The 23,542-nt window shown below is 63.9% G+C and carries 20 protein-coding genes and 1 pseudogene; 6 read left to right on the forward strand and 15 right to left on the reverse strand.

From position 1 onward, the window contains the following. Positions 1-38: 38 nt before the first annotated feature. The 7 genes and pseudogenes from NBT82_RS01315 to NBT82_RS01345 form a co-directional block, all read right to left on the reverse strand. A complete protein-coding gene (locus tag NBT82_RS01315) occupies positions 39-2,771 on the reverse strand; it encodes a PAS domain S-box protein (RefSeq protein WP_251329792.1) in 2,733 nt (910 codons plus the stop codon). A 126-nt stretch (positions 2,772-2,897) separates the two neighbouring features. Beyond that, a pseudogene (locus NBT82_RS01320) lies at positions 2,898-3,142 on the reverse strand (PIN domain-containing protein); the annotation flags it as partial. Between the two features lie 269 nt (positions 3,143-3,411). Further along, positions 3,412-3,672, reverse strand: coding sequence for a hypothetical protein (locus tag NBT82_RS01325; RefSeq protein WP_251329794.1), 261 nt, complete (start codon positions 3,670-3,672; stop codon positions 3,412-3,414). A 260-nt stretch (positions 3,673-3,932) separates the two neighbouring features. Then, positions 3,933-5,489 carry a CoA-transferase gene (locus NBT82_RS01330; protein WP_251329795.1) on the reverse strand — a complete coding sequence of 519 codons (1,557 nt, stop codon included), beginning with the start codon at positions 5,487-5,489 and terminating at the stop codon, positions 3,933-3,935. A 60-nt stretch (positions 5,490-5,549) separates the two neighbouring features. After that, on the reverse strand, positions 5,550-6,737 hold the full coding sequence (locus NBT82_RS01335; protein ID WP_251329796.1) for a CaiB/BaiF CoA transferase family protein: 1,188 nt from the start codon (positions 6,735-6,737) through the stop codon (positions 5,550-5,552). A gap of 120 nt (positions 6,738-6,857) precedes the next feature. Beyond that, positions 6,858-7,886, reverse strand: coding sequence for an LLM class flavin-dependent oxidoreductase (locus tag NBT82_RS01340; RefSeq protein WP_251329797.1), 1,029 nt, complete (start codon positions 7,884-7,886; stop codon positions 6,858-6,860). A gap of 107 nt (positions 7,887-7,993) precedes the next feature. Beyond that, entirely contained in the window at positions 7,994-9,043 is a 1,050-nt protein-coding gene (locus NBT82_RS01345) for a glycoside hydrolase family 88 protein (RefSeq protein WP_251329798.1), read from the reverse strand. Positions 9,044-9,224: 181 nt separating this feature from the next. Here NBT82_RS01345 and NBT82_RS01350 point away from each other — a divergent pair, with 181 nt between their 5' ends. Next, complete coding sequence (locus NBT82_RS01350) at positions 9,225-9,677, forward strand: MaoC family dehydratase (protein WP_251329799.1); 453 nt, start codon at positions 9,225-9,227, stop codon at positions 9,675-9,677. 37 nt (positions 9,678-9,714) lie between these two features. Here the strand turns inward: NBT82_RS01350 and NBT82_RS01355 are convergent, their stop codons facing one another. The 6 genes from NBT82_RS01355 to NBT82_RS01380 all read right to left on the reverse strand — a co-directional run bounded on the left by NBT82_RS01355 (position 9,715) and on the right by NBT82_RS01380 (position 15,260). Next, complete coding sequence (locus NBT82_RS01355) at positions 9,715-10,515, reverse strand: IclR family transcriptional regulator (RefSeq protein ID WP_251329800.1); 801 nt, start codon at positions 10,513-10,515, stop codon at positions 9,715-9,717. 468 nt (positions 10,516-10,983) lie between these two features. After that, a complete protein-coding gene (locus NBT82_RS01360) occupies positions 10,984-11,955 on the reverse strand; it encodes a hydroxyacid dehydrogenase (protein WP_251329801.1) in 972 nt (323 codons plus the stop codon). A 212-nt stretch (positions 11,956-12,167) separates the two neighbouring features. Further along, complete coding sequence (locus tag NBT82_RS01365) at positions 12,168-12,353, reverse strand: hypothetical protein (RefSeq protein WP_251329802.1); 186 nt, start codon at positions 12,351-12,353, stop codon at positions 12,168-12,170. Between the two features lie 102 nt (positions 12,354-12,455). Next, on the reverse strand, positions 12,456-12,872 hold the full coding sequence (locus NBT82_RS01370; protein WP_251329803.1) for a hypothetical protein: 417 nt from the start codon (positions 12,870-12,872) through the stop codon (positions 12,456-12,458). Positions 12,873-13,005: 133 nt separating this feature from the next. After that, on the reverse strand, positions 13,006-14,268 hold the full coding sequence (locus tag NBT82_RS01375) for an MFS transporter (protein WP_251329804.1): 1,263 nt from the start codon (positions 14,266-14,268) through the stop codon (positions 13,006-13,008). 200 nt (positions 14,269-14,468) lie between these two features. Next, on the reverse strand, positions 14,469-15,260 hold the full coding sequence (locus NBT82_RS01380) for an HpcH/HpaI aldolase family protein (protein ID WP_251329805.1): 792 nt from the start codon (positions 15,258-15,260) through the stop codon (positions 14,469-14,471). Between the two features lie 143 nt (positions 15,261-15,403). On the opposite strand from NBT82_RS01380, the gene NBT82_RS01385 reads away from it, so the two are divergent. Both NBT82_RS01385 and NBT82_RS01390 read left to right on the forward strand, forming a co-directional pair. Continuing rightward, positions 15,404-16,459, forward strand: a complete 1,056-nt coding sequence (locus NBT82_RS01385; RefSeq protein ID WP_251329806.1) for an Ldh family oxidoreductase — start codon at positions 15,404-15,406, stop codon at positions 16,457-16,459. 97 nt (positions 16,460-16,556) lie between these two features. Next, complete coding sequence (locus tag NBT82_RS01390) at positions 16,557-17,663, forward strand: zinc-dependent alcohol dehydrogenase (protein WP_251329807.1); 1,107 nt, start codon at positions 16,557-16,559, stop codon at positions 17,661-17,663. Between the two features lie 155 nt (positions 17,664-17,818). Here NBT82_RS01390 and NBT82_RS01395 read toward each other — a convergent pair whose 3' ends face one another. Then, positions 17,819-19,105: an ABC transporter ATP-binding protein gene (locus tag NBT82_RS01395; RefSeq protein ID WP_305882159.1), complete on the reverse strand. Its 1,287-nt coding sequence runs from the start codon at positions 19,103-19,105 to the stop codon at positions 17,819-17,821. A gap of 131 nt (positions 19,106-19,236) precedes the next feature. Continuing rightward, positions 19,237-20,235, reverse strand: a complete 999-nt coding sequence (locus NBT82_RS01400) for an NAD(P)-dependent oxidoreductase (protein WP_256476662.1) — start codon at positions 20,233-20,235, stop codon at positions 19,237-19,239. 412 nt (positions 20,236-20,647) lie between these two features. Here NBT82_RS01400 and NBT82_RS01405 point away from each other — a divergent pair, with 412 nt between their 5' ends. From NBT82_RS01405 to NBT82_RS01415, 3 genes are all read left to right on the forward strand, one after another. Beyond that, a complete protein-coding gene (locus NBT82_RS01405) occupies positions 20,648-21,097 on the forward strand; it encodes a PPC domain-containing DNA-binding protein (RefSeq protein ID WP_251329809.1) in 450 nt (149 codons plus the stop codon). Between the two features lie 275 nt (positions 21,098-21,372). Then, positions 21,373-22,101 (forward strand): SDR family NAD(P)-dependent oxidoreductase, encoded by a 729-nt coding sequence (locus tag NBT82_RS01410; protein ID WP_251329810.1) that lies wholly within the window; start codon positions 21,373-21,375, stop codon positions 22,099-22,101. A gap of 225 nt (positions 22,102-22,326) precedes the next feature. Further along, positions 22,327-23,490 carry an NAD(P)/FAD-dependent oxidoreductase gene (locus tag NBT82_RS01415; RefSeq protein WP_251329811.1) on the forward strand — a complete coding sequence of 388 codons (1,164 nt, stop codon included), beginning with the start codon at positions 22,327-22,329 and terminating at the stop codon, positions 23,488-23,490. Positions 23,491-23,542 lie beyond the last annotated feature (52 nt).

Consider the following 23,542-nt stretch of genomic DNA (forward strand, 5'->3'; position numbering starts at 1 on the left):
GTTCGTGGGACTGCGTCCACCGGCGGCGTGACCGTCGCTCACTCCCCATCGTCGACGCGGAACTCGAATCGCGCCCCGCCGTCGTGGCCGTCGGTCACCGAGACCGTCCAGCCGTGGGCGTCGGCGATCTGATCGACGATCGCCAGCCCGAATCCGGTGCCGTCCGTCGCGGTGGTGAACCCGCGCTCGAACACGCTGTCCCGTTCCGCCGGGGGAATCCCGGGGCCGTCGTCTTCGACGGCGAAGCCCGCGGAGAAATCGAGAGGTCCGACCCGGACGTTGACCCCATCCCCACCGTGTTCCACCGCGTTGCGGAACAGGTTCGAGAGCAGTTCGCGCAAGCGATCGGGGTCGGCGTCGATATCCGCGTCGTCGACCGAGAGGTCGGCCCCGTCGGCGTCGACCTGTTCCCACGCCTCGGTCGCGAGCGCCTCCAAGGAGACGGACTCGGCGTTCAGCACTCGCTGGCCGTGCTCGGCCATCGTCAAGAGGTCCTCGATCAGCGTCTCCATCCGGTCGACGGTCGTCTCGATGCTCGTACAGAGGTCCCGAACGGCCGCGGCGTCGACAGTCCCGGATTCGTCCGTCGTCGCCGATTCGCCGTCGGATTCCGGCGAGACGGTGTTTCCGTCCGCCGATATCGGGGCCGCCTCGGCGTCCATGGCCGCCCGGAACTGTTTGAGTTCGGCGTCGAGGAGGGCAAGCGGATTCCGGAGGTCGTGCGCGACCGTCTGGCCGTACTGTTTGAGTCGGTCGTTCTGTGCCTTCAGTTCGCGTTCGTAGGCTTTGAGTTCGGTCACGTCGCGGTTGATCGCGACGAAGCCGGTGATCTCGTCGCCGTCGCCGGTGATCGGGGCGATGGTTTGGTCGACGACGTACTGTTCCCCGTCCTTGCGTTCGTTGGTCACCTCTCCATGCCAGACCTCACCCTGGAGGATCGTCTCCCAGAGGTCGCGGTAGAACGTCTCGTCGTGTTCGTCGGAGTTGAGTAGGGCGGGCGTTCGACCGACCGCCTCCGCGGCGGAGTACCCGCTCAGTTCCTCGAACGCGTCGTTGACGTACTCGATGTGGCCGTCGGCGTCGGTGACGAGGACGCTGTGGCCCGCGTGTTCGACGGCGCTCCGAAACCGTTCGAGATCCCGCTCCTGTCGCTTGCGCTCGGCCGCGTCCCTGACCGTGTTCACCTGGTAGGGCTCGCCGTCGATGTGTACCCGGGACGTGACGACTTCGACGGGGCACCGTTCGCCGGTGTCGAGACGCTCGATTCGTGTATCGTAGATCCGTCGCTCGCCGTCGTCGAACGACTCCCAGTACGCCGGAAACCGATCTCGGTCGAGGGACGGATCGAGCGAACCCATGTGCCGGGATCGGAGGTCCTCCCGCGTCGTTCCGAACAGTTCGGCGAGCCGTTCGTTGACGTACGTCGCGTATCCGTCGGCGCCGTAGGTCCCGATGCCGATACCGGCCTGATCGATGGCCCGTTTGAGGAACGCCAGGTTCAGTTCGCGCTCCTTGCGGTCCGTGATGTCGCGGTTGATGGCGACGAAGCCGGTGATCCCGTCGTCGTCGGTGATGGGGGCGATGGTCTGGTGGATGACGTACCGGGTGCCGTCCTTGCGCTCGTTGACCACCTCGCCCTCCCAGACCTCGCCCGACGAAATCGTCTCCCAGAGATCGGCGTAGAACGCCTCGTCGTGCTGGCCGGACTGGAGCATCGACGGCCGGCGACCGACGGCCTCCGACGGCGCGTAGCCGGTCGTCGTCTCGAACGCGTCGTTGACGTACGTGATCTCCCCGTCCGCATCGGTGAGCAACACCACGTGCCCGGCGTGTTCGACGGCACTCCGGAACTGTCGATTGCGTCGCTCGCGACTGGCGCGGGTCTCGGCGCGATCGAGGGCGTCGGCGACGTTGCTCCCGACCGTCGTCAGTGTCTCGCGCTCCCTGTCATCGAAGGTCTCCGCGCGATCCGCGTACGCGTGTAAGACGCCGTGGAGCGTCCCGTCGGCGATCAGTGGGACGGCCACGGCGGCACGACTCCCGGCGATGAGTCCCCCGTCGCCCAGAGGAACGTCGCCGGCTGTCGCGCGGTCGCTCACCACTGGCTCGCGCGTTCGGACTGCCCGTCCCGTCTCACCGCCACCGGATGCGACCTCGATCTCGACGCCATCGAGACTCCCCACGTCGTCACCGGCGGCCGCTCGCGGCTCGACGACGCGCCGCTCGGCGTCGTAGGCGCCGATCCAGACGGCGGCGTAGCGGCCGACGTCGTCGAGGATCTCACAGACGCGCCGTTCGATCTCGGTTCTGGTTTCGGCACCGACGAGTGCCCGGCAGACCGCGCCGACGAGTCGGTCACCGCGTTCGACCGCCGTCGCTCGACGGATCGCACGATACCGTTCGACCGCGTGTTCGATCCGATTGGCGAGCAACTCGTCTTCCCTCGGTCCCGATCCGTTCGGCACGACGTCGACGCCGTCGTAGGCGAGCACCTCGCGGACGAGGGACGTCCGGTCGGTGTCGGTGACGAGGAAAAACGGAACTTCGTCGGACATCTCCCGCACCGCCTCCAGGACCGCGAGGTCGTCCCCCTCGTGGACGACACAGTCGACCGCAGTCGTCGAGAGTCGATCGACCGCCTCATCCACGCCCACGACGGCCTCGATGAGGAGGCCGTCACTCAGTGTCTCGAGACGATCCGCTGTCGCCGCCGCGGACTCTCGGTCGTCGCCGACGTAGAGTACGCGGCCCGGCTCGGTCGTCTCGCCCATACGTTCCGATGGGCCGAGCGCTCATAAATAATCCTCGCAAGTTCCCGGCACGCAGTACGGACACGAAATCGGACTGAGTTGTGATCGCCCACCGACTCGTCCGTCGACGGCGTCGCCGAGCGTCCTGCCCGTCACACGCAAGTACTCCTCCAGCAAGGGGGGAAACTGCCCGTCACGGACGTACCGGAGACCGAACTCGTCGGCCTGGGAGTGATGCCTCGATTTTCGGTTACGACGCCGGCGCCGAGTTCGCGAGCGAGGACGAGCAGATCGAAGGCCTCCTGCGAGTCGAGGACGCCCTGCCGGAGCGCCCGGCGGTACTTATCGCGCATGTTCGAGAGCACGCGGTCGGCGGTGGTCATGTACTCGTCGGGTCGCCGGCGGTCAGACCCGCCGGCTCGAGCCGGACTCTTCCGGCGGGTGGCCCCCGGGACGAATGGCCCGATCCGTGGCTCCGCCCAACGCTACAATATATCAGAAAAAGTACTGTATCGATCAAATTAATTTTTTTAATCATTCAGTTCGGTCCTCGGAGCTACCGATAGAAACCATGTCGACGACGGTCCGTAACCCTGTCTGCGGTAGCCGGGCCGACTCGGCTGAAACACGTCGAGATCGGTGGATTCATCCGATCAGTTCCCTACACGTCGGCGACGTCCGTCCCCCCGGTGTTCGTCTCCACCGACCCGTCTCCGGCGAGCGAGACGGTCGTCGGCCGTCCGTCGAACGACTGCGAGACATACGTCCGAGACCAGTCAGCGGTGGCAAGCCGCCAATATTGCCGTCGTTGGGTCACGGTATCGTGGTGTGGGACGTGATTCTGGGCCACCCGGACCTCCGACCGCCGATCGATTCCGTTGCATCCGGTCGTGTACCGCCGTTCGGGATCCCCCGACACCATACATTCCGGATATGAATACTATCTCTAAATATGATGTTTCTGGGCGAGCGTCCGCGTATCGAGCGTTGTCGGCTCGGCGCCCCTCGGTCCGAGACGGCGCACTCGCCACGACCACCATCGCCGTGAAGGCGGCCGCGCCGACCACGAATCGCCAGGCTCCCTCGATGGTCGTCCCCTCCTTCCGCCAACCGCCGCGTCCGGACGTCGTCTCGTTCCCGACACGGCCCCGTGATCGGGCGTGCGATCCGTTCCGGACGCGATCACACACGCGACGTCGTCAGTGCATCGAGATCGTACGTCGTTAGTGGGTCGTCGACGGCGACGTCGAACGCGATGTGCTGGCGGACGTCTCTGTCGACGTCGACGCCCGGTGCGATTTCCGTCAGTACGAGTCCGTCGTCGGTGACGTCGAAACGGCCCCGTTCCGTGATCACCGTGATCTCCGATCCGGCGCCGAGTGCCGCTTGGCCGTCGAGTGTCACCTCGTCGACCGTCTCGACGAACTTTCGATTGCGTCCCTCCGACTCGACGGTCAGTTCACCGTCGTCGACGGCCACGTCGAGGCCGCCGGCCGTGAGCGATCCGCAGAATACGAGGCGGTCGGTCCGGTTGGTGATGTCGATGAAGCCGCCGGGGCCCCGCAACATTCCGGCGAAGTTGCTGTTGTTGACGTTTCCGTCCCCGTCGATCTGTGCCAGACCCAGAAACGAGACGTCAAGCCCCCCGCCCTGGTACAGCCGGAAGATGTCCGCCGACTTCAACTGCGACTCGAAGTTGTAATGTGACCCGAACTCCTCCGGGTTCGGCGTGCCACCGATGTTTCCGTGTTCGGTCGTGAACGTGATCCCGTCGAACCGGTCGCGTTCCTTGGCGACCGCGGGGAGATAGACGGGCATCCCGACGCCGAGGTTGACCAGATCCCCCGCCTTGGCCTCAGCCAACCCTCGACGGAGGATGATCCGCTTTCTGAGTTCGAGGGCGTCGACGTCCGACCGCTCCTCGGGCTGGAGCGACCGGTGGATGCGTCCCGTCAGGGCCTCCTCGACGCAGTCGTGGCCGAGAATCTGCCGTTGTGACGGGTCGACGACGACGTGGTCCACGAGAGCGCCCGGAACCGCGATCGAGCGCCCGTCCCCGTGTGTGGACTCGGCGATCCGTTTCACCTGAGCGATGACCGTCCCGCCGGAGTTGCGGGCGGCCATCGCCATGTCCCGTATCCCGAGTTCGTTGGGCTCGTGTTCGATGGAGACGTTTCCGTGGCGGTCGACGGTGGTCCCTTTGAGTATCGCGACGTCGATCGGGACGGTCCGATAGAAGAGATACTCCTCGCCGTCGACTTCGCGCACCTCCACGAGGTCCTCCGTGGCCCGGTTGTATTTGGCTCCCTTCCGCCGCGGATCGACGTAGGTTCCGAGCCCGACGTCCGTCAGGAGGCCCGGCGATCCGGCGGCCTGTTGTTCGAGCAACTGAAACGAGATTCCCATCGGGAAGGCGTAGGCCTCGATCGCATCCGTAGTGACGAGTTCGCTGATGCCGGGCTGTGTCGCCGTGTTGAAACTCCCGGTGATCAACCGTTCGAGAAGTCCCTCGTGTGCCAAGTGTTCCAGCCCGGTCCCCTCGTTTCCGGCCCGGATCGGGGTGAACACCGTCAGGTTCTCGGGTGTCCCGTCCGACAGATACGACTCTTCCAGCGCAGCGAGGGTCATCTCCGGGCACAGCATGTTCCCCAAGCCGGAGATCGTGATCGTGCTGCCCGGGGTGATGCTCGACACAGCCTCCGCGGGGTCCGTGAGTTTTTCGCTGACCGTGTGAACCATCGACAGCCGTATTTCTGGGGTCGTCACATAATCCTGGCGGGTGGGTGACTCGTCGAGACGCTACTCGATGACGTCGCTCTCGCGGAACGCCTCGAGGGTGGTCTGTGAGTATCCGAGTTCCCGGAACACCTCGTCGGTGTGTTCCCCGAGTCGGGGCGCCTTCGAGACCGTGGGTGCATCGCCGTCGAAACGAATCGGGACGCCCGGAGTGGGAATCTCCTCGTCGTGGCTCCCGTCGCTCTCGACGTGGTTGATCATGCCCCGGGCGTGTAACTGTGGGTCCGACGTGACCTCGGCGAGCGTCTGGACGGGGGCACAGGGGATGCCGCGTTCGTTCAGTCGGGTCGCGACGGCGTCTTTCTCCTGGGTCTCGACCCACGCCTGGACGAGTTCGTCGACCTCGTCGACGTGGTTCGCTCTGTCGACTTTCGTCGCGAACCGGTCGTCCTCGGCCAGCCAAGGTTCGCCCATCTCGTCGGCCAGGCGAGCCCACTGCTCGTCCGTGACGCAGATGACGACCACGTATCCGTCCGTGGTCTCGTAGGCGTTGTACGGCGCGAGGGACCCGCCGGCGTGTCGGTTACCGAACCGTAACGGCTCCTCGGCGCCTTCGAGATGTGCCGTGACCGGGGAGGCCAGCGTCGGGTAGACGCAGTCGAACATCCCCACGTCCACGTACGTTCCTTCACCCGTCCGGTCGCGCTCGTACAACGCGCCGACCACGCCGGTCGCGAGGTGGATCCCGCCGAGGATATCGGCGATGCCCGGCCCGGCTCTGATCGGCGGCCCGTCTGGGAACCCGGTCGTCGTCATCACGCCCCCTCTCGCCTGTATCGCCAGGTCCATCGCGGGGTCGTCCCTGTACGGTCCGTACTCGCCGTATCCGGAGCCGTGCGCGTAGACGAGTTCCGGGTTCACCTCGCTGAGCGCCTCATATCCGAGTCCGAGGCGGTCCATCGTCCCCGGCCCGAAGTTCTCGACGAGGACGTCGGCTTCGGCGACCAGTTCGCGGAACAGCTCCTTTCCCTCCGCCGATTTCAGGTCTATGACGACGTCCCGCTTGTTCGAATTGTAAAAGTAATACGCCGGCGGATAGCCGTCGTCGTCCCGACTGCGGATCGTCTCACCCCCCGGGGGTTCGATCTTGACGACGTCGGCGCCGAGCCCGGATAGCACGAATCCGCAGTACGGGCCCATGAAGATCTGTCCCAGGTCGAGTACTCGAACCCCGTCCAACGGACCGTTCATGTCCCCTGATCCGTGAGCATGGTGATAGCTCTTTTGCCGGGGCCGCGGTCCGAGCGCTCGGGGTTCCGGCGTTCCGGGAGGGGAGATACGATGCGGTGGAGACGGCGCCGATCGGGAGTGTCAGTCATCCCGTACCCGCGGAAGGACCTCGCGTCCCAGCCGCGTGAGCAGATCCCGCTCCTCCTCTCTGTGGAGTGGCATTACGATCCCGTCGACGGCACCGGTCGCCTCGATCGTCCGTATCTTCTCGACACAGTCGTCGACCGTCCCGACGATGGCATAGCGGTCGGCGAGGTAGTCGGTCAGGCCGAGTTCCTCGACGAGCCGTTTGTTCGTCGTCTGGCCCGTCTCCTCGTGTTGGTCGGGGTCGTACCGCTTCACCAACTCCCGCAGGTCGTCCTCGTACTCCCCCGGGACGCTCTTTCCCTCGAAGGTGAACTGCAGCGAATGGTGGGCCGAGGCCGCGATCCCCATCTTGATCTCGTCGACGGCAGTCGGGTAGCTATCCGCGATGTTCACCTGGGACAACAACCAGATGTCCACGTCGTCCGGATCTCGTCCCGCGTTTCGCGCACCCTCCTCTACCGCCGCGACTGCCTCCTCGATCACCTCCGGGAGCAGGCCCAGACCGATGATCACCCGGTCGGCGATCCCCCCGGCGGTCCGCAGTGTTTTCGGTCCCTCGGCGGCGAACATGATCGAGACGTCGTCTGCCATCCCCGTTTCCGGGAGCCACCGAAGGGAGACCGAGTTCTCGTCGAACTCGGCCGATTCTCCCCTCCAGAGCGTTCGCAACTTCCCGATGGTCTCTTCGAGTTCGGCCAGTCGTGCGGGACGTTCGCCGAGCGTGTAGACCGCGCTATCCCCGGTTGCGATCCCCAGGATCGCTCGCCCGCCGGTACACTCCTGTACCGTCGCGATCCCGCTCGCGGTTACGGCGGGATGTCGCGTCACGGGGTTGGTAACGACCGGCCCGACCTCCATCGACGAGGTGGCCTGCGCCACGACCCCCAGCGTCGTGTACAGTTCTCGGGCGACACACTGGGAATCGGCGACGCCGAACAGGTCGAAGCCCATCTCTTCGGCTTGCTGGGCCTTCCCCACCATCGTCTCCACGTCGTGCGGGAGGAACGAAATACCGAACTCCATACTGCTCCGAACGTCCGTGTCCGATAAATAGCTTCGCCACGCGGCCGTCTCCTGCCGGTCGAGGACGATCTGCTTGCCTCGCGTCTCCGTCGGTTCCGGTCGTTACGTTACTCGGTGACGGCGTGGTTGTTCTCTAGGTAGTACGTCGCCGTTTTCAGGTACCAGCCCTGCGCGTATCCACTCGGCGAGAAGACGTCTTCCGACGTCAACTGTTCGTTCGGGTCGTGGGTGGTCACGTACGTCGCACCGGTGACGACGCCGTCGTCGTCGACCGATGCCCCGATCGCATCGAACGCCTTTCTCGCGGCCATCTCGTACTCCTCCGGAACGACCCCGATGTCGATCCCTCGCCGGAGTACGTACGCGTATATCGTCGTCACGGACGTTTCGAGGAACGTGGTGTCGTCGTCGAGTACGTTCCACCAGTACCCACACTCGTCTTGCAACGACACGATCGTCGCGAGGTGGTCGTGGAAGAGTTCGAGGAGGTCGTCTCGCCGGTCGTGGTCGTCGGGAATCGCTTCGAGGATCTCCAGGATTCCGGCAGCGGCCCACCCGTTGCCACGCCCCCAGAAGGAGCCCTCCGGATAGTCGTTGGGCGTTTCGGTCCAAATGTGTCTGAACAGTCCCGTCGCGTCGTCCTGCAGGTGCTCCGCGTGCGTGAGTACCTGCTTTGCCGCCTCGTCGTGGAGATCACCGTCGTCGAGTGCGCTCCCGAGTTGGGCTATCGGTGGGTGCATCAGGTAGAGCGAATCGACCCAGAGCTGTGGGCTGTCCTTGTTGTGCGAGATGCCACCGTTCCCGACGCGCGGCGCCTCGAGGACGTACTGGACCTGTCGCTCGGCCGCGTCGAGGTAGCGCTCGTCGCCCGTCCGGTCGTAGAACTCGAGGACGGACGTCGCGAGCGCACAGGGTGACGTGTAGAAGTTCCGATCACCGTAACTCAACTCGCCGGTTCCGACCTGTGTTTCGATGCTTCTATCGACGAGTCGCTTCGCGTGTTCCAGATTCTGGGACAGCCCGGTCGCGATCAGTCCCTCGATCGCCATGAACTTCGCCCCTCCAGGGATCGGTTCGCGTTCGAGGGCCATCGATCGCGTGTATTCGGAGACGCGCTGGATATTCCTCTCTATGCTTTTCGGCGTGCTAACGGCCATACCCCGCTGATCACCAGCGGAATATAAATATTTTGTCATTCATTCCATATCTATCGGGCCTGCATCTTGGATCGGGGTGGCGGATCGTCGCCGTGTACTGGCCGTTCTCGTGAGGAGGCCCGTCGGTCGGATCCGGCGACTTCGTCCAAACGTTTATGCGCCGGTCTCGTAACGGTGCCGTATGGGCAAACCTCCGTTCGAGGAGCGGTACTTCGAGGAGTTCGACGTAGGTGACGAGTTCTCCGTCGAGGACGTCCGGACGATCACCGACTCGGATATCAACACCTTCGCTGGGCTCACGGCGGACGTCCATCCGATCCACATGAGCGATCCCTACGTCGAGGATCACCCCGTTCTGGAGGAACGCGTCGCTCACGGGACGCTGGTGTTTGCGATCGTCTCCTCGTGGGCCGCCGGTATCGTCCTGACGCGTCTCTCCTACGGCTACGAGTCGATTCGGTTCGTCGAGCCGGTGTACGTCGGCGACACGCTGTCGATCCACAGCGAGGTCATCGAGACGTCCGACCACAGCGAGCAGTACGGGAAGGTCGTCGAGCGATACGAAGCGACGAACCAGCGCGGCGAGACGGTGTTGGTCGCGGAGCACGTTTCGCTCGTCGAACGCCGGGAGTAGCGCGTCGGACGCCGCCGCCCCGCGTGGGGACACCCGCTTACTCCGTCGACGACTGCGGGTTGCCTTCGTATCTGAGGCGTAACTCGAGTTCGTTCACCGCCTCGTCGAGTCTGGCCGGCAGTTCCTCCGTCAGGCGTTCTCCTTTGAGGCGGGAGGCCGGGCCGGCGATGGTAAAGGCTCCGATGGCGCTGTCGTCACCGGGAGCGAGCGGGACGCTGACCGCGTGGACGCCCTCCGCGCTCTCCTCGTTGTTGAACGCGACGCCGGTATCGCGGATTCGCTCGATCTCCGTAAAGAGCGCGTCGGCATCGGTGGTCGTGTTCTCCGTCGCCTCCGGCAATCCGTGCCGGTCCACGATCGTCCGTATCTCCTCGTCGGACATCGTCGAGAGGATCGCCTTCCCGGAGGCGACCTGGTGCATGTACAGCCGCTGACCGACGTTCGCACGGGTCTGGACTCCCGTCTCCCCCCGGAAGGCGTACAACATGACCGCCCGCCCGTGTTCCTCCGTCGTGAAATGCGTCATCTCTCCAGTCCGGTTGGCGATCGTCTTCAACGTCTCCCAGATCCGATCTGCGGGGAGCACTGCGTTCCGGACGTATCCCCCAAGCGTCAGGAATCTGAGCCCCAGTCTGTACTGGTTGTCCTCCTTGACGACGAAGTCGTGCTTGCGGAGCGTGTTCAGGTACTTGTACGCCGTGCTGTTCGCGAGGCCGGTCCGTTCGGCGACCTCGCATACCCGTCCACCGTCGAGTTCCCGCAGGCCCTCGACGACGGTGATCGCCGTTTCGACCGACTTCAGGGGTTCGGTGCGACCCGGAGTCGAGCGGTCTGTCATGGTATCTCGTGGCATCTTTATCATTATGAAACTTTCTGTGGTGTCTACCCATTGTGGTTTCCCATTGTGACTCGTTCATATCCTCTCGGAAACTCGACCGACCTTATATTGATTATAGTACTTATACCAACACATTGGATAACAAGAATACGATTGTTATTTAGTGGGTTTGGGCCGGCGCGGGCCGGTGGGTCCCGTCGTCCAATTATTTCGAAAGACGAAATTCCGGTCCCGCTGAGACGAGGCCGTATCGTTGCCCCGAGAACCCGGTCCCCCGGGCCGGTGCCGTTCCGAACGCTCGGGACCTCCCGAACGACGGTCAGTGGCGGGTTTCGACCGGACCCTGTCGTCGACAGCTCGACGGCGAGCGATCACGTCCCGACGGCGATCGGTCTCCCGGAGCAGGGGCGGGACACGACCGAGATTTCGCATACGGAACTACACGGTGCGGGGCGTCCCCCCCCGGAGCTAACGGTCTAGCTCATCCGCGTTGACGGTCGTGTCTGGGAGTCGCCCCTGGTACCTCTCGCGAACGCACTCGGCAGCCCCTGTCGACATGCGTCGCATCGCCTCGCTCGTCACGCCACCGATATGCTGAGAGAGGATGACGTTATGGAGGTCGAACAACTCGTTATCGTCGGCCGGCGGTTCGTCCTCGAAGACGTCGATTCCGGCGCCGAAGATCACGTCGTCCCTCAGTGCGGTTACGAGGGCGCTCTCGTCGACTATCGGGCCCCGCGCCGTGTTGATGAGGATGCCTTCGGGGCCGAGTGCTTGCAGTTCGTCCGTCGATATCGCGTGATTGGTCTCGTCCGTCAGCGGCGAATGGATACTGATCGCGTCCGACCGCTCGAAGAGCGTGGACGTCTCCTCGACTTTCGTTATGACGTCCGGGAGGTCGTCTTCGTCGAGGTACGGATCGTACCCGAGGACGTCGAGGCCGAGCCCGGCGACCAGTTCGGCCAGTACCTGACCGATGTCTCCACAGCCGAACAGGCCGACCGTCTTGCCAGCGACTTCGTCGGAGATCCATCGCGGGCGGTCCCACTCTCCGTCCCGCGTCGCCGAATCCATGGCGACGAGTCGGCGGTTGACACCAAGAAGCAGCGTGAGCGCGTGTTCGGCGACCGAACGCGCATTCGCGCCGGGGGTGTTGCACACGACGATGTCGTTTTCGCTCGCGGCGTCGATGTCGACGTTGTCGAGCCCGACACCGTGCTTTGCGATGATCTTCAAGTCGCCCGCTGCTTCCAGTACCTCCCGGGTCAGCTCCGCGTTCCGGAGGATGATCGCGTCGAACCGACCGATGTGTGGCTTCAGATCGTCCGGGGCGAGGCCGAACTCGCTGACGGACGTGAACGATGCGATGTCGTCGATCGACTCCGGACCGGCCGGATCGATATCCTGCGGAAGGAGGACGTCCCACTCTCGTTCTGTCATAGTACTCGTCTCCGTTCGGCTCTCGCCGCTCGGCGAGTTAGTGTTTTGGGTTCCGTCGAACGGATCACACACTCGATGGCTCGAAGTCGACACACCGATCCGCCTCCCAAGCCCCGGATCCGGGATGGTCCGCGGGACGTGATCGGACACGCGGCAGGGAGGTCGCCGACGTTCTCGGCCCGTCGCGTGATCAGCGACGGCGGAGCGAGCCGCTACGGCGGAGACGGCCCCGACCGGACGCGATCCGCGATGCCGTAGCCTATCGTCACGATGGCCGTCAGGGCGATGGCCGTGTACACTGCTCTGTACACCAGCGAAACCTTGGTCGGCTCGGTCACGGTCAGGTAAATGAACGCGAGCGCGACCGCCGCGCCGATGAAGATGGATCGGACTTCCATAGCGTGCCAATTACTTTCGTACCGATTAAAATTTTGGGTGGTGTGACGGTCGCCCGCTCCCGACCTCGCGTTCGCTCTTTCGTCCCGTACTTCCGGATATCGTCACTCTCGCTCTGTCGGGATGGCCGTTTCGACCCACGAGACGAACTCGTCGCTCTCCATCTCGTAGACCGTATACCCGTGCGGGGACCGATGGCGTCCGATCGTCCCGAGTCGATCACCGTCGACGTACACCTCCCACTCGTCACCGTAGGATACGTTCATACCGACGAACCGAAACCTCACGTCGTAGCGGTTTTCGAGACGGTCGACCACCACGTGCTTCAGCGTTCCGTCGGAAAAACGCGGCGGCCGGTACGGCCGGAGGTCGTGCTCCTCGAACTCCTCGATCGCCCGCCGCCACCAGGGAGGCAACGCGGAGATGTCGACGTCCGCGTACACCTCCTCGTCGGCCTCGCCTGGCTCCCGAGCCCGTAGCTTCTCGATTTCGGCCTGGGTATCCGACGTATCGTCCACCATGCGTGTCCGGTCGTCGGTCCCGTCCCCTAATATGATGTCGGTGCCGGACGGACGTCACACCCGTCCTCGAGCAGCGGTCCGTCCTCCGCACCGCAGACGGCCGTCGGTCCGGAGGTCGCCGCGGTCTCTCCCACTAGGCCGTCGGCGACTGGGGGACCGGCGCCGACGTGCGAGCCACGACGACAGCGACGAGTCCGACCACCCCGGACAGGAGGCCGGTCGCGACGATCACCCACCGCAGTGCGGCTTCGGGGGGGAGCACCGACTCCGCCGAGACGAGCGAGATACCCACCACGACCGGTGTGGCCGTGACGACGATACGCGCGCCCGATTCGGCGAGACTGACCAGCCCCCCCCGCAACTGTTGGGGGGCCAGTCCCGTGATGATGCTCCGATACATCGAGAACGTGAGGCCGACGCCGATGCCGACCGCGAGCACTGCCGGCACCGCGAGGATCACGGACGGCGAGGCGGCGAAGCCCGCGAGTCCCCCACCCAGAAACACGTTCGCCGCGAGGAGCGGTATCGTCGGACTGTCGAACCGACTGAGGACGCGGCCGGTCTGTGTGGCCACGATCGCGTACATGACGCTGAACAGGGCGACCACGAGCCCCGCCTGTCCCGCCGAACCGGCCTGCAGTCGGATCACTACCAGCGAATTGTACGTAAGAAACGTGACGAACGGTAACACGACGGTCGCGCGCGCGAAGAGGTACGCTGCCACGCGGCGACGGCGCACGAGTCCGAGGAGGTCGGCGACGTACTCCATCGTGGTCCGGGACTCCGATTCGGGAGGCCCGTCGTCGCCGTCGGTTGGTTCGTCCAACCAGGCCGCGACGACGGCGGCGACGGGAAACGCGAGCCCGTAGATGAGAAAGGGATACCGCCACGAAACGACGACGATAGCCCCGGCGATCGCCGGAAAGACGGCCTGTGACACGCCGCTGACGCCGAACCGGAACCCCTGGGCCGTCGCCTCCGCGTTCCCGTCGTAGATGTCTCCGAGACAGGTGATGATGTTCGGGGTGACACTCGAGAAGCCGATCCCCTGGAGCACTCGCAGGCCGAGGATGACACGAAAGTCGGTCGTGAACGCGATGCCGACGCCGCCGATTCCGAACAGCAACAGGCCCGCGACGAGCAGGGGCTTGCGACCGAGCCGATCGGAGAGCAGCCCCATGATGGGAATAAACACGATCGACGGGGCGGCCACCGCCGTGACCAAGAGTCCGATCTCGGCTGCGGAGACGTTCAACGGTCCCGTGAGAGTTTCGAGGATCGGCGAGACGAGCGCCGTCCCGAGAGCTCCGATAGCGTTCGCCAGGAGCAAGAGACGCATGTCCCGGTCCTGGAGGATGACCGCCTCCTCTCCGAGCAGGTGCTCGATCCGTATCACTGATCGAACACCGATACTCTCCACAATAGAGGTACTGGTACCGAGAGACGGCGTACACGATGCGAATCTTTAACACTCAGGTGATGGCCCCTGCGGGCGAACGGAAGGGTCACCGAAACGGGGTGCCGACTCACACCGGGCCGACGACCGCGCGGCGTCGCCTGTTCATCGGCGACCGTCCGCGATCCGGTGGCGTCCGATCACTCGCCGTCCCGGAGTTCGGCGAGGTCGTCCAAGCGGGTCCCCAGGACCTGCTGGGCGGATTCGAACTCCCCGCCCAGTCGGATGATCCGGTAGCCGGCGTCGATCTTTTCGTTCGCCAACTCGGGATCGTGAGCGATCCCCCCGACCGGCACGGACGCATCCCGGCCGGCAGCCACGATCTGATCGATCGTCTCCTGTACCTCCGGATGGTCCCGGTTGCCGGGGTGACCGAGCTGGACCGATAGATCGCCGGGGCCGATGAACACGAACCCGAGTTCCGGCACGGAGAGGATCTCCGAGAGCTCCGAGACCGCCGTCGTCTTCTCGATCATCACCCCGAGACAGACGTTCTCGTCCTCGCGTCGCACGTAGTCGTCCGCGTTTCCGTAGGCACTCGACCGGCCGCCCGCGATTCCACGCTCTCCCGGCTCTTCATCGTACACGAACCGCGTCGCTTCGACCGCGCGACGTACCTCCGCTGCGCTGTCGATACGCGGGATCAGGAGGTTCCTGACGCCCGCGTCGAGCACCTTCCGGATCAGCGCCGGGTCCGGCGCCGGCAGACGGACGAACAGTTCGATGTCGCCCGCCTCGGCGGCCCGTGTGAGGTCCTCGAAGACCATGGAGTCCCAGGGACTCTCCCCGGTGTGTTCGAAGTCCAGCCAGACGAAGTCCAGTCCGAGGTTTCCGTAGATCTCTATCAGTGCGGGCGAGAAGGTCGACGCGCGTGCGCCCAGGACGGCCTCGTCGTTCTCGATACGCTCCCTGAATGCGTTGTGTTGCTCCATCGCCTGTAGAGTGTCTCTTTCTAGTTACAAAAAGCTACTTCCGGGACCCGGATGGGTCCGGCGATCACGGATCGATTCCCGGAGAGGACCGCCCTCGCACCCACCCCCATCTTTAACCTGAAGGCTCCTGAATTCCGCCCGAGATGACGACGGACGAAATTCGCGTCGACAGCCAGAAGCTGAAGGAGTTCACTCGATCAGTTTTCTCGCGGGCGGGGCTCACCGACGACGTGAGTACCGTACTCGCCGACGGACTGGTGACGGCAAACCTGCGGGGCGTCGATTCACACGGGGTCGTCCGCCTCGAACCCTACACCCTGAAGTTGGAACGGGGCGGGTTCAACGACTCGCCGAACCTCTCCGTCACCGGGACCCGTTCCGGGACGTTTCGCGTGGATGCCGACGACGGCCCGGGTCAGTACGCGACGGTGGAAGCGATGGACCGGGCGGTCGAGCGAGCGAAGGAGGTCGGCGCCGCGTTCGCCGTCGTCGAGAACAGCAACCACTTCGGGACGGCCGCGTACTATACGGAGCGGGCTGCCGAGAGCGACTGCATCGGCTTTGCGATGACCAACGTGGGGCCGAACGTCGCCCCGTTCGGCGGCATCGATCCGTACTTCGGAACGAACCCGCTCGCGTACTCCATCCCGACGCTGGAGTCGCCGACGATCACGCTCGACATGGCCACGAGCGTGGTCGCGAAGGGAAAGATCATCCTCGCCGAGGAGGAGGGCGAGTCGATCCCCGAGGAGTGGGTACTCGACGAACGGGGGGCCCCGACGACGGACCCCTCGGAGTTCCACGCACTCCGTCCCGTCGGCGGGCCGAAGGGATACGGGCTGGGGCTCCTGGTGGACGTCTGTTCCGGCCTTCTCTCCGGGATGGGGAGCAGCCCGAGCGTCGATTCCCTCTACGACGATTACGCGAAGCCACAGCGGGTCGGGCACTTCGTCGGCGCGATCGACGTCGGCGCGTTCCGCGACGTTGAGGCGTTCAAGGGTGACGTCGAGACGATGATCTCGGAGCTGAAATCACAGCGGACGGCCGAGGGAGTCGACGAGGTGCTGTTGCCCGGGGAACCCGAGGCGCGGATTCGCGCCGAACGGGAGCGAGATGGGATCCCCCTCGGGGACGGCGTGCGGGAAACGCTCTCGGAGATTGCGGCCACGTACGATCTCGACACGCCCTGGGACGGATAGCCGACCGCAGTCCGCGGCTCGGCGGGGCAGTCGGGTTCTGGCGGCCGGTGTGCGACCTGCCCTCGAATTTATGTGATCGTGGCGCATGGACGACGTCATGGACGCAGTCATCTGTCACGACTTCGGCGACGCCACGGTAGACGACGTCCCACGCCCGGAACCCGGGGACGGCGAAGTCCTCGTCCGCGTGTCACGGGTCCAGCTCAGCGTGACCGAATGTCGGATCTACCACGACATGTACGAATCGGGGTACGAGGACGTTCGAAGCCGGATCACCGACGGCGACGGTCGCCTCTTCGGCCACGAGTTTTCCGGCGTCGTGACCGCCACCGGGAGCGGCGTCGACGCGTTCGAGGACGGTGACCGCGTCTACGCGCCCGGAAAGAGCCCGTGCGGCGAGTGTGTCTACTGTCGAGCGGACGAGGAGACGTACTGTCGGCACCCGCGAACGATCGGGATGCATCGCCCGGGCGCGCTGGCGGAGTACGTGGCTGCGCCGGCGGAGACGCTCTGTACGGTTCCCGATGCGGTGTCCGACGCCGAGGCGGCCGCCTTACAGCCGCTGGCAGCGGCGCTCGTCTCGGTCCACGATGCCGGTATCGACTCCGGCGACACCGTTGGCGTCGTCGGCACCGGCGTGATGGGATACCAACTCGGACAACTGGCGCTGAACTACGGGGCCAGCCGTGTCTTCGCCGTCGACGTCGACCCGGCGAAGGTCGAACTGGCAAAAGAGCAGGGGATGGTCGGAATCGACGCCGGGGAGACTGATCCCGTCGAACGGGTCCACCGGGCGACCGACGGTATCGGTGTCGACGTCGTGTTCGAGGCGGTCGGCGGCTCACAGCCCCATTTGACCGCCGGTTCGGGCCCCGTGACGCAGGCGTTCGAGATGGTCCGACCCGGGGGGACGTTCGTGCCGGTCGGCCACCTCACGGACGAGGTGACGGTCGACCCGTCCGCGCTGCGGAAAAAATACCTGACGTGGATCTCGCCGAAGGACAAGGCGGGCGTCATCTCGCTGAATCCCACCACCGACACCGGAATCTTCGCCACGGAACTGGTCGCGAGCGGTCGCGTGTCCATCTCCGATTATCTCTCCCACGAACTCGACGGCCTGGAGGACTTCGAGCGTGCGGTTTCGATGACGCTCGATAAGGAATCCTCCGACGCTCTCGGTCCACCTCAGCTGGTTCTCCACTGAGTGGGCGTCAGCGGCGGGGTACGTCGACGCGGGTCGACGGCGGACGCGGCGCCCCCTCGCGACGGTGCCGCCCGAGTGGGCGGCGAACCGACGCGGGAAGTCGGCGCCCGTCCTCGGCGGAACGGTGCCCCGGCAGGGTGACGGACTCCGCCCGGTTACTGTGTTTTGTAGTGGATCTTCTTGTCCGAGAGGACGTTTTTCCCAGTCGCCGCGTCGAACAGGTGCAGCGAGTCCAGTTCCATCGCGACCTGGAGGATATCGCCCTCCCTGGCGGTGCTCTCCGGCGGGACCCGGACGGTAAACTCCTCGGTGGCCTGCGTGATAACCTCACCTTCCGTTCCGGCGCTCGTGATCGGCTCCTCGGACGGGTCGTGATCGGGTTCGATCATCGTGAGGAACTTGTCGGACCCGAGGGGTTCGACGATCTTCACCCGGGAGTCGAAGACGTGGTGTCCTTGGGTTTCGTCGATGAGTTCGGCGTCGGTGATATCCTCCGGGCGGATGCCGAGGATCGCGTCCTCCAGCGCCGAGCCACGCTCCGATAGCTTCTGAGTGAACCGATCCGGGAGCCGAAAGTCGAAGTGCTGAGAGCTGACACCGTATCCGTCCCCGGTTTCCTCGACATTCACCGGGAAGAAGTTCATCGGTGGCTCGCCGATGAACCCCCCCACGAACAGGTTGACGGGGTTGTCATAGAGCGTCTGTGGCGGCCCGACCTGCTGGATCTCGCCGTCACGCATCACCGCCACGCGGTCACCCAACGTCATCGCCTCCGCCTGGTCGTGGGTCACGTAGATCGTCGTCTTGCCGACCTTCTGGTGGAGTTCGTTGAGCTCGGTCCGCATCTGCAACCGGAGCTTCGCGTCCAGGTTCGACAGCGGTTCGTCGAGCAGGAACACGTCGGGCTCGCGAACGATGGCTCGGCCGAGCGCGACGCGTTGTTGCTGGCCACCGGACAACTGCTTCGGTCGTCGCTCGAGGAGTTCGGTGATGTCGAGCAACTCCGCGGCGTTTTCGACCCGCTTCGTAATCTCGTCTGAGGGGTAGTTCCGAACCTCCAGGGGGAAACTCATGTTCTGGCGGACCGTCTTGTGCGGATACAGCGCGTAGTTCTGGAACACCATCGCGATGTTCCGCTGACGCGGGTCTTGGCCGGTGACATCCTCGTCGTTGATGATGATCTGGCCCTCCGTCGGCGTCTCCAGCCCGGCGACGGTCCGGAGCGTGGTCGTCTTCCCACAGCCCGACGGCCCGACGAACACCAGGAACTCGCCGTCCAGAATATCGAGGGAGAGATCGTCGACGGCGACGACCTCCCCCTCTTCGTCGTCCTGGAAGATCTTCGTGATGTGGTCCAGTTTGACGTTCGTTTTCGATCCCGATGCGCTTTCGTTGGTGTCCGTTTCCCCTTGGTCGATCGACATTCTGTCGGTATCTGACATTATTATATACCTCGTAATCGTCTATCTGTCATGACACAACTCCCTGCGATGGCAATAAAGGTTTTGTCGGTGTTCCGGATCGGCCGGCCGCGATTCCGTGGCGCCGCGCGGATATCCTCCGCGAGGGAGCGCTATTTTTCCGCGCGCGCCTCGTCACCAGCCATCATTTCCAGTACCTGCATGACGCCGGAGTTGTCGTCTTTCCCCATGTCGTTTTGAACCATCGACTTGTACAGTTCGTGTGCCAGTTCCGTCTGGGGCATCGGGGCGCCGAAGGCTTCACCGGCGTCGGTCGCGATCCGGAGGTCCTTGTACTGGTATTCGGCGAAGAATCCCGGGTCGAAATCCCCGTGGATCATGTCGGGCGCGCGTTCGTCGAGCGCCCAGCAGCCAGCGGCCCCGCCGCTGATCGCGTCGACGACGGCTTCCAGGTCCGCGCCGGCCTGTCCCGCGAACACCAGCGCCTCGCTGACGCCGACCATCTGTGCGGCGACGACGATCTGGTTCGCGGCCTTCGTCGTCTGCCCCGCCCCGTTCGGACCGCAGTGTGTGATCGTCTCCCCCATGGCTTCGAGGACCGGCATCTGTTCGGAGAGGACCGCTTCGTCGCCACCGACCATGATCGAGAGGGTCCCGTCGATCGCGCCCCCCTCGCCGCCGGAGATGGGGGCGTCGAGCATAGCCACGCCCTGGTCGTCGAGTGTTGCTGCGATCTCTTCGGTCACCGTCGGCGAGATCGTCGAGTGATCGATGAGCGTCATGCCCTCGCGTAGCCCGTCGACGACAGGCGCGTCCTCCTCGTCGCCCCCCAACACGACCCGCTTGACGTCGGGCGAGTCCGGCAGACAAAGCAGGACGACGTCGCTCCCTTCGGCGACGCCCGCCGGCGATCCGCCGTCTTCCCCTCCGTATTCGACGAGTTCGTCGACCGGAGCGTCGGAACGATTGTATCCGACGACGTCGTATCCCGCGTCGATGAGGTTCTTGGCCATCGGCAGGCCCATGATTCCGAGTCCGACGAATCCGACCGTTTTGTCTGACATGCGGACGGACAGTCGGCCTCCGGTTTTAAATGCATTTGGCTCGGCTACCCCGTCTCGCGGGAACGCCCCGAGTCGTCGTCGGATCATCGCAACAGCAGGACCGCGACGTACGTGTTCACCCCCATTCCCCGCCTACTCATGCACCTGAACCGTCTGGCATCAGATAATAAGATACTTGTCAATTAGTACCGCCGTTTAGCTGTGATTCTGTGAATCGACAGACACCGTTTTCATCGTCGAAATCATGCCAGCCAAACATCGAATGAGGGTGCCATAGAGCGAGTAATACTCCAAAGAGCAGGGTAAACACCGAGTGTCTTCGCCTCGTCGTCGCCATCATCAACTACGAACGTGGAGACGATCTGGGACGCACGATCATCACGGTGTGTGCAGAGTTCTATGACACCCTCGCGAAACACGTATCAAAAGTGTCAATCAACAAATATATACCAAAAGTATTAATACGTCAATTTGTGAACATCGGCGACGGAGACTTCAAATGGAAAATCACCAAGCAGAGGACGGCCACATAGCGATCCTACTAGAGCCCGGGGACCTGGTTCTCGAATCGATCCAGGAGACGTGTGATGAATACGACATCGACTCCGGGGTCGTCGTTTCGGCGATCGGCACAGTACGGAACCTCAACTATCACTACGTCCCGACGGCGGATCTGCCGAAAGAAGAGAAGTGGCGCAACGAGACCTTCGAACTGCTCGGGGCGTGGGAGATCGGGACGATAGACGGAATGATCGCGAACGGGGAACCCCATCTGCACCTCGTCGCGTTCAACGGCGAGCAGACTGTCGCCGGACACTTGGAAGAAGGCTGCGAGGCCCACATCGTCGGTGAGATCGTCATCCGGCCTATCGAAGGGCTGGAACTAGAGCGACGGTCCGACGAGAACGAATACAATATCAGCCAGCTAAAACAGCGGTCGGACCGGTAACTGGTTGACTGCCGTCCCCGCTCGTCACTGCGGTCCGACGGGGATGTCCTCCTCCCCCGTCTCCTCTCGATGTCCTTGGGGTCGTGGTGTGTTCACTGGGACGTTCCATAACAGTGACTGCACCCAATACTACCCGACCCGCTCGTGCCGGGGTAGCCTCGACACCCTCGGTTCGAGACGGCGGTTACGCGGCCTCACCTGAACTGCCCGATGGGCCTCTCGTTCGGTTGTCTTGTACCACAATCATAAAGTCGTCTCAGGGGCTCCGAATCCGTATGTCTTCAGCAATAATCACCGGCTCCTCCCGCGGACTCGGACGTGCGATCGCGCTCCGTTTTGCGGCTGACGGCTACGATATCGCGGTGAATTACCACGAGAACGATAAGAAAGCGGAGCGCGTCGCCGACGCGATCCGCGACCGGGGTCGATCCGCCATCACGGTTGGAGCAGACCTCTCGGATCCGTCAAGCGCCGACCGTCTCGTCGACTCGACAGTCGACGCGTTCGGTGGGGTCGACCACGTCGTGAACAACGCTGGCATCGATCAGCACCTTCACACGGCCGAGCTCGCTCCCGAAGATTTTGACCGCATCATGGACGTCAATGTCAATTCGGCGTTCAACGTGACGAAGTCGGCCCTCCCGTACCTTCACGATTCCGACGACGATCCGTCTATCACGAATATGTCGTCGATGCTCGCTCATACGGGAGCCGCGATAGAGTGTCACTACGCGGCTTCGAAGGGCGCGGTGCTCTCACTGACTCGAAGCCACGCCGTTGATTTCGCCCCCGACGTCCGCGTGAACGCAGTTGCACCGGGTCACATCGAGACTGACATGACCGCGGATCGGACTTCCGCGGAGAAACAGCAGGAAATCGAGTCGATCCCGTTGCGTCAGTACGGCGACCCCACAGATGTAGCCGATGCCGTCGCGTACCTCCGTGACGCGTCGTTCGTCACCGGGGAGACGCTGAACGTAAACGGAGGGGAAACGATGCGCTGACACCGATCCCGAACGCTGTGGTATCTCCCGGAGGATCGAACGTCACACCCGAATTCCGCCGGTGCTGCCAGTGGTCTCACTGAACTACCGTCGGCACGGCTTGCACCTCTCCTCGGATCTGCCCAACGGCTCAGGTCCCGCTGCGGAGTTCGTCTCCGGCCCCCGTGGTTTCCCCTTTAATGCGAGCGACCGAAGCTTTTTGTATTTGTTTAACAACCCAGTGCTATGACAAATGGTACCACTCTCGTGATCGGAGGCGGGGCCATCGGCACGAGCGTCGCCTACTTCCTGGCCAAGAACGGTTCGGACGTCGTTCTCCTCGAGCAAAACCAGATAGCCTCCGGAGCAACCGGTCGGGCGCTCGGTGGCGTTCGGAACCTGTTTTCCCATCCGATCACCGTAGAGCTGATGAACCGCAACATCGAGTTCTTCTCAAACTTCTCCGAGAACGTCAGCGACGAGTTCGAGTTCCATCGTTCCGGCTATCTCTTTCTCCTTCGCAACGAGGAGATTCGGTCGGTCTGGGAGCAACGGATGGACCTCTATCGGCGATTGGGCGTCGACGCCGAGTTCATCACGCCCTCCGAAGTAGAAGAACGGATCGACTGTATCGACGTGAGCGATTTCGAGGGGGCGCTGCTCGGTAACGATTGCGGGTTCATCGACCCGCATCTCACGACCCAAGCGTTCGCCAACGCCGCGAAAGCCGAAGGGGCCGAAGTAAAGACCGGGACGCCGGTGGAGGACGTTCTCGTGTCGAACGGTCGAGTGACGGGGGTCGAAACGAGTATCGGCCGGTTCGACGCGGACAACGTCGTCAACGCGACGGGTGCGTGGGGGAACGAACTCTCCTCGAAGGTCGGCGTCGAACTCCCGGTTGATTTCGTCCAGCACGGATACCTCGTCCTCGACACGCTCGGCATCCGTGATTCCCCCCTCATTATCGACGAGTCGCGCGACACGAACTTCCGAGCGGAAGCAAACGGAGAGACGGTGGTCAGCCTCGAAAAAAAGCCCCTGGAAAACCGCGTCGATACGCCCCGAGTCCGTCAGGAAGACAAGATACGCGCCCTCGAGAGGGTGAGTGGGCTCATACCGGGCATCTCCGATCTCTCGATCAAGAACCACTGGACCGGAGTACTAGCGACGACGCCGGATGGTCACCCCATCGTCGGTGAAACGGACGTCGACGGGCTGTATGTCGCATGCGGATTCTCGGGACACGGCCTGATGATGTCACCTACCGTCGGGATGGCGATCTCGGACGCGATCGTCACCGGCTCGACCGACGTCATCGATTTCGACCAGCTCGGTCCGGATCGATTCGATGGCCCGGAACGACTCACGCCCGAGGCGAAAACGACGAGCGGCACGCAAACGAACGAGTGAACACGGGTATTAGAGAGACGGAACGTTGGACACCCGTCCGCGTAGCCGAGGG

It is taken from the genome of Haloplanus sp. HW8-1 (assembly GCF_023703795.1).
Classification (GTDB): Archaea; Halobacteriota; Halobacteria; order Halobacteriales; family Haloferacaceae; genus Haloplanus; species Haloplanus pelagicus.

Bases quoted from the DNA above. Each gene is read 5' to 3' on its own strand.
- NBT82_RS01315 (WP_251329792.1), bottom strand. From the start codon at position 2,771: ATGGGCGAGACGACCGAGCCGGGCCGCGTACTCTACGTCGGCGACGAC.
- NBT82_RS01325 (WP_251329794.1), bottom strand. From the start codon at position 3,672: ATGGTGTCGGGGGATCCCGAACGGCGGTACACGACCGGATGCAACGGA.
- NBT82_RS01330 (WP_251329795.1), bottom strand. From the start codon at position 5,489: ATGGTTCACACGGTCAGCGAAAAACTCACGGACCCCGCGGAGGCTGTG.
- NBT82_RS01335 (WP_251329796.1), bottom strand. From the start codon at position 6,737: ATGAACGGTCCGTTGGACGGGGTTCGAGTACTCGACCTGGGACAGATC.
- NBT82_RS01340 (WP_251329797.1), bottom strand. From the start codon at position 7,886: ATGGAGTTCGGTATTTCGTTCCTCCCGCACGACGTGGAGACGATGGTG.
- NBT82_RS01345 (WP_251329798.1), bottom strand. From the start codon at position 9,043: ATGGCCGTTAGCACGCCGAAAAGCATAGAGAGGAATATCCAGCGCGTC.
- NBT82_RS01350 (WP_251329799.1), top strand. From the start codon at position 9,225: ATGGGCAAACCTCCGTTCGAGGAGCGGTACTTCGAGGAGTTCGACGTA.
- NBT82_RS01355 (WP_251329800.1), bottom strand. From the start codon at position 10,515: ATGACAGACCGCTCGACTCCGGGTCGCACCGAACCCCTGAAGTCGGTC.
- NBT82_RS01360 (WP_251329801.1), bottom strand. From the start codon at position 11,955: ATGACAGAACGAGAGTGGGACGTCCTCCTTCCGCAGGATATCGATCCG.
- NBT82_RS01365 (WP_251329802.1), bottom strand. From the start codon at position 12,353: ATGGAAGTCCGATCCATCTTCATCGGCGCGGCGGTCGCGCTCGCGTTC.
- NBT82_RS01370 (WP_251329803.1), bottom strand. From the start codon at position 12,872: ATGGTGGACGATACGTCGGATACCCAGGCCGAAATCGAGAAGCTACGG.
- NBT82_RS01380 (WP_251329805.1), bottom strand. From the start codon at position 15,260: ATGGAGCAACACAACGCATTCAGGGAGCGTATCGAGAACGACGAGGCC.
- NBT82_RS01385 (WP_251329806.1), top strand. From the start codon at position 15,404: ATGACGACGGACGAAATTCGCGTCGACAGCCAGAAGCTGAAGGAGTTC.
- NBT82_RS01390 (WP_251329807.1), top strand. From the start codon at position 16,557: ATGGACGCAGTCATCTGTCACGACTTCGGCGACGCCACGGTAGACGAC.
- NBT82_RS01395 (WP_305882159.1), bottom strand. From the start codon at position 19,105: ATGTCAGATACCGACAGAATGTCGATCGACCAAGGGGAAACGGACACC.
- NBT82_RS01400 (WP_256476662.1), bottom strand. From the start codon at position 20,235: ATGATCCGACGACGACTCGGGGCGTTCCCGCGAGACGGGGTAGCCGAG.
- NBT82_RS01405 (WP_251329809.1), top strand. From the start codon at position 20,648: ATGGAAAATCACCAAGCAGAGGACGGCCACATAGCGATCCTACTAGAG.
- NBT82_RS01410 (WP_251329810.1), top strand. From the start codon at position 21,373: ATGTCTTCAGCAATAATCACCGGCTCCTCCCGCGGACTCGGACGTGCG.
- NBT82_RS01415 (WP_251329811.1), top strand. From the start codon at position 22,327: ATGACAAATGGTACCACTCTCGTGATCGGAGGCGGGGCCATCGGCACG.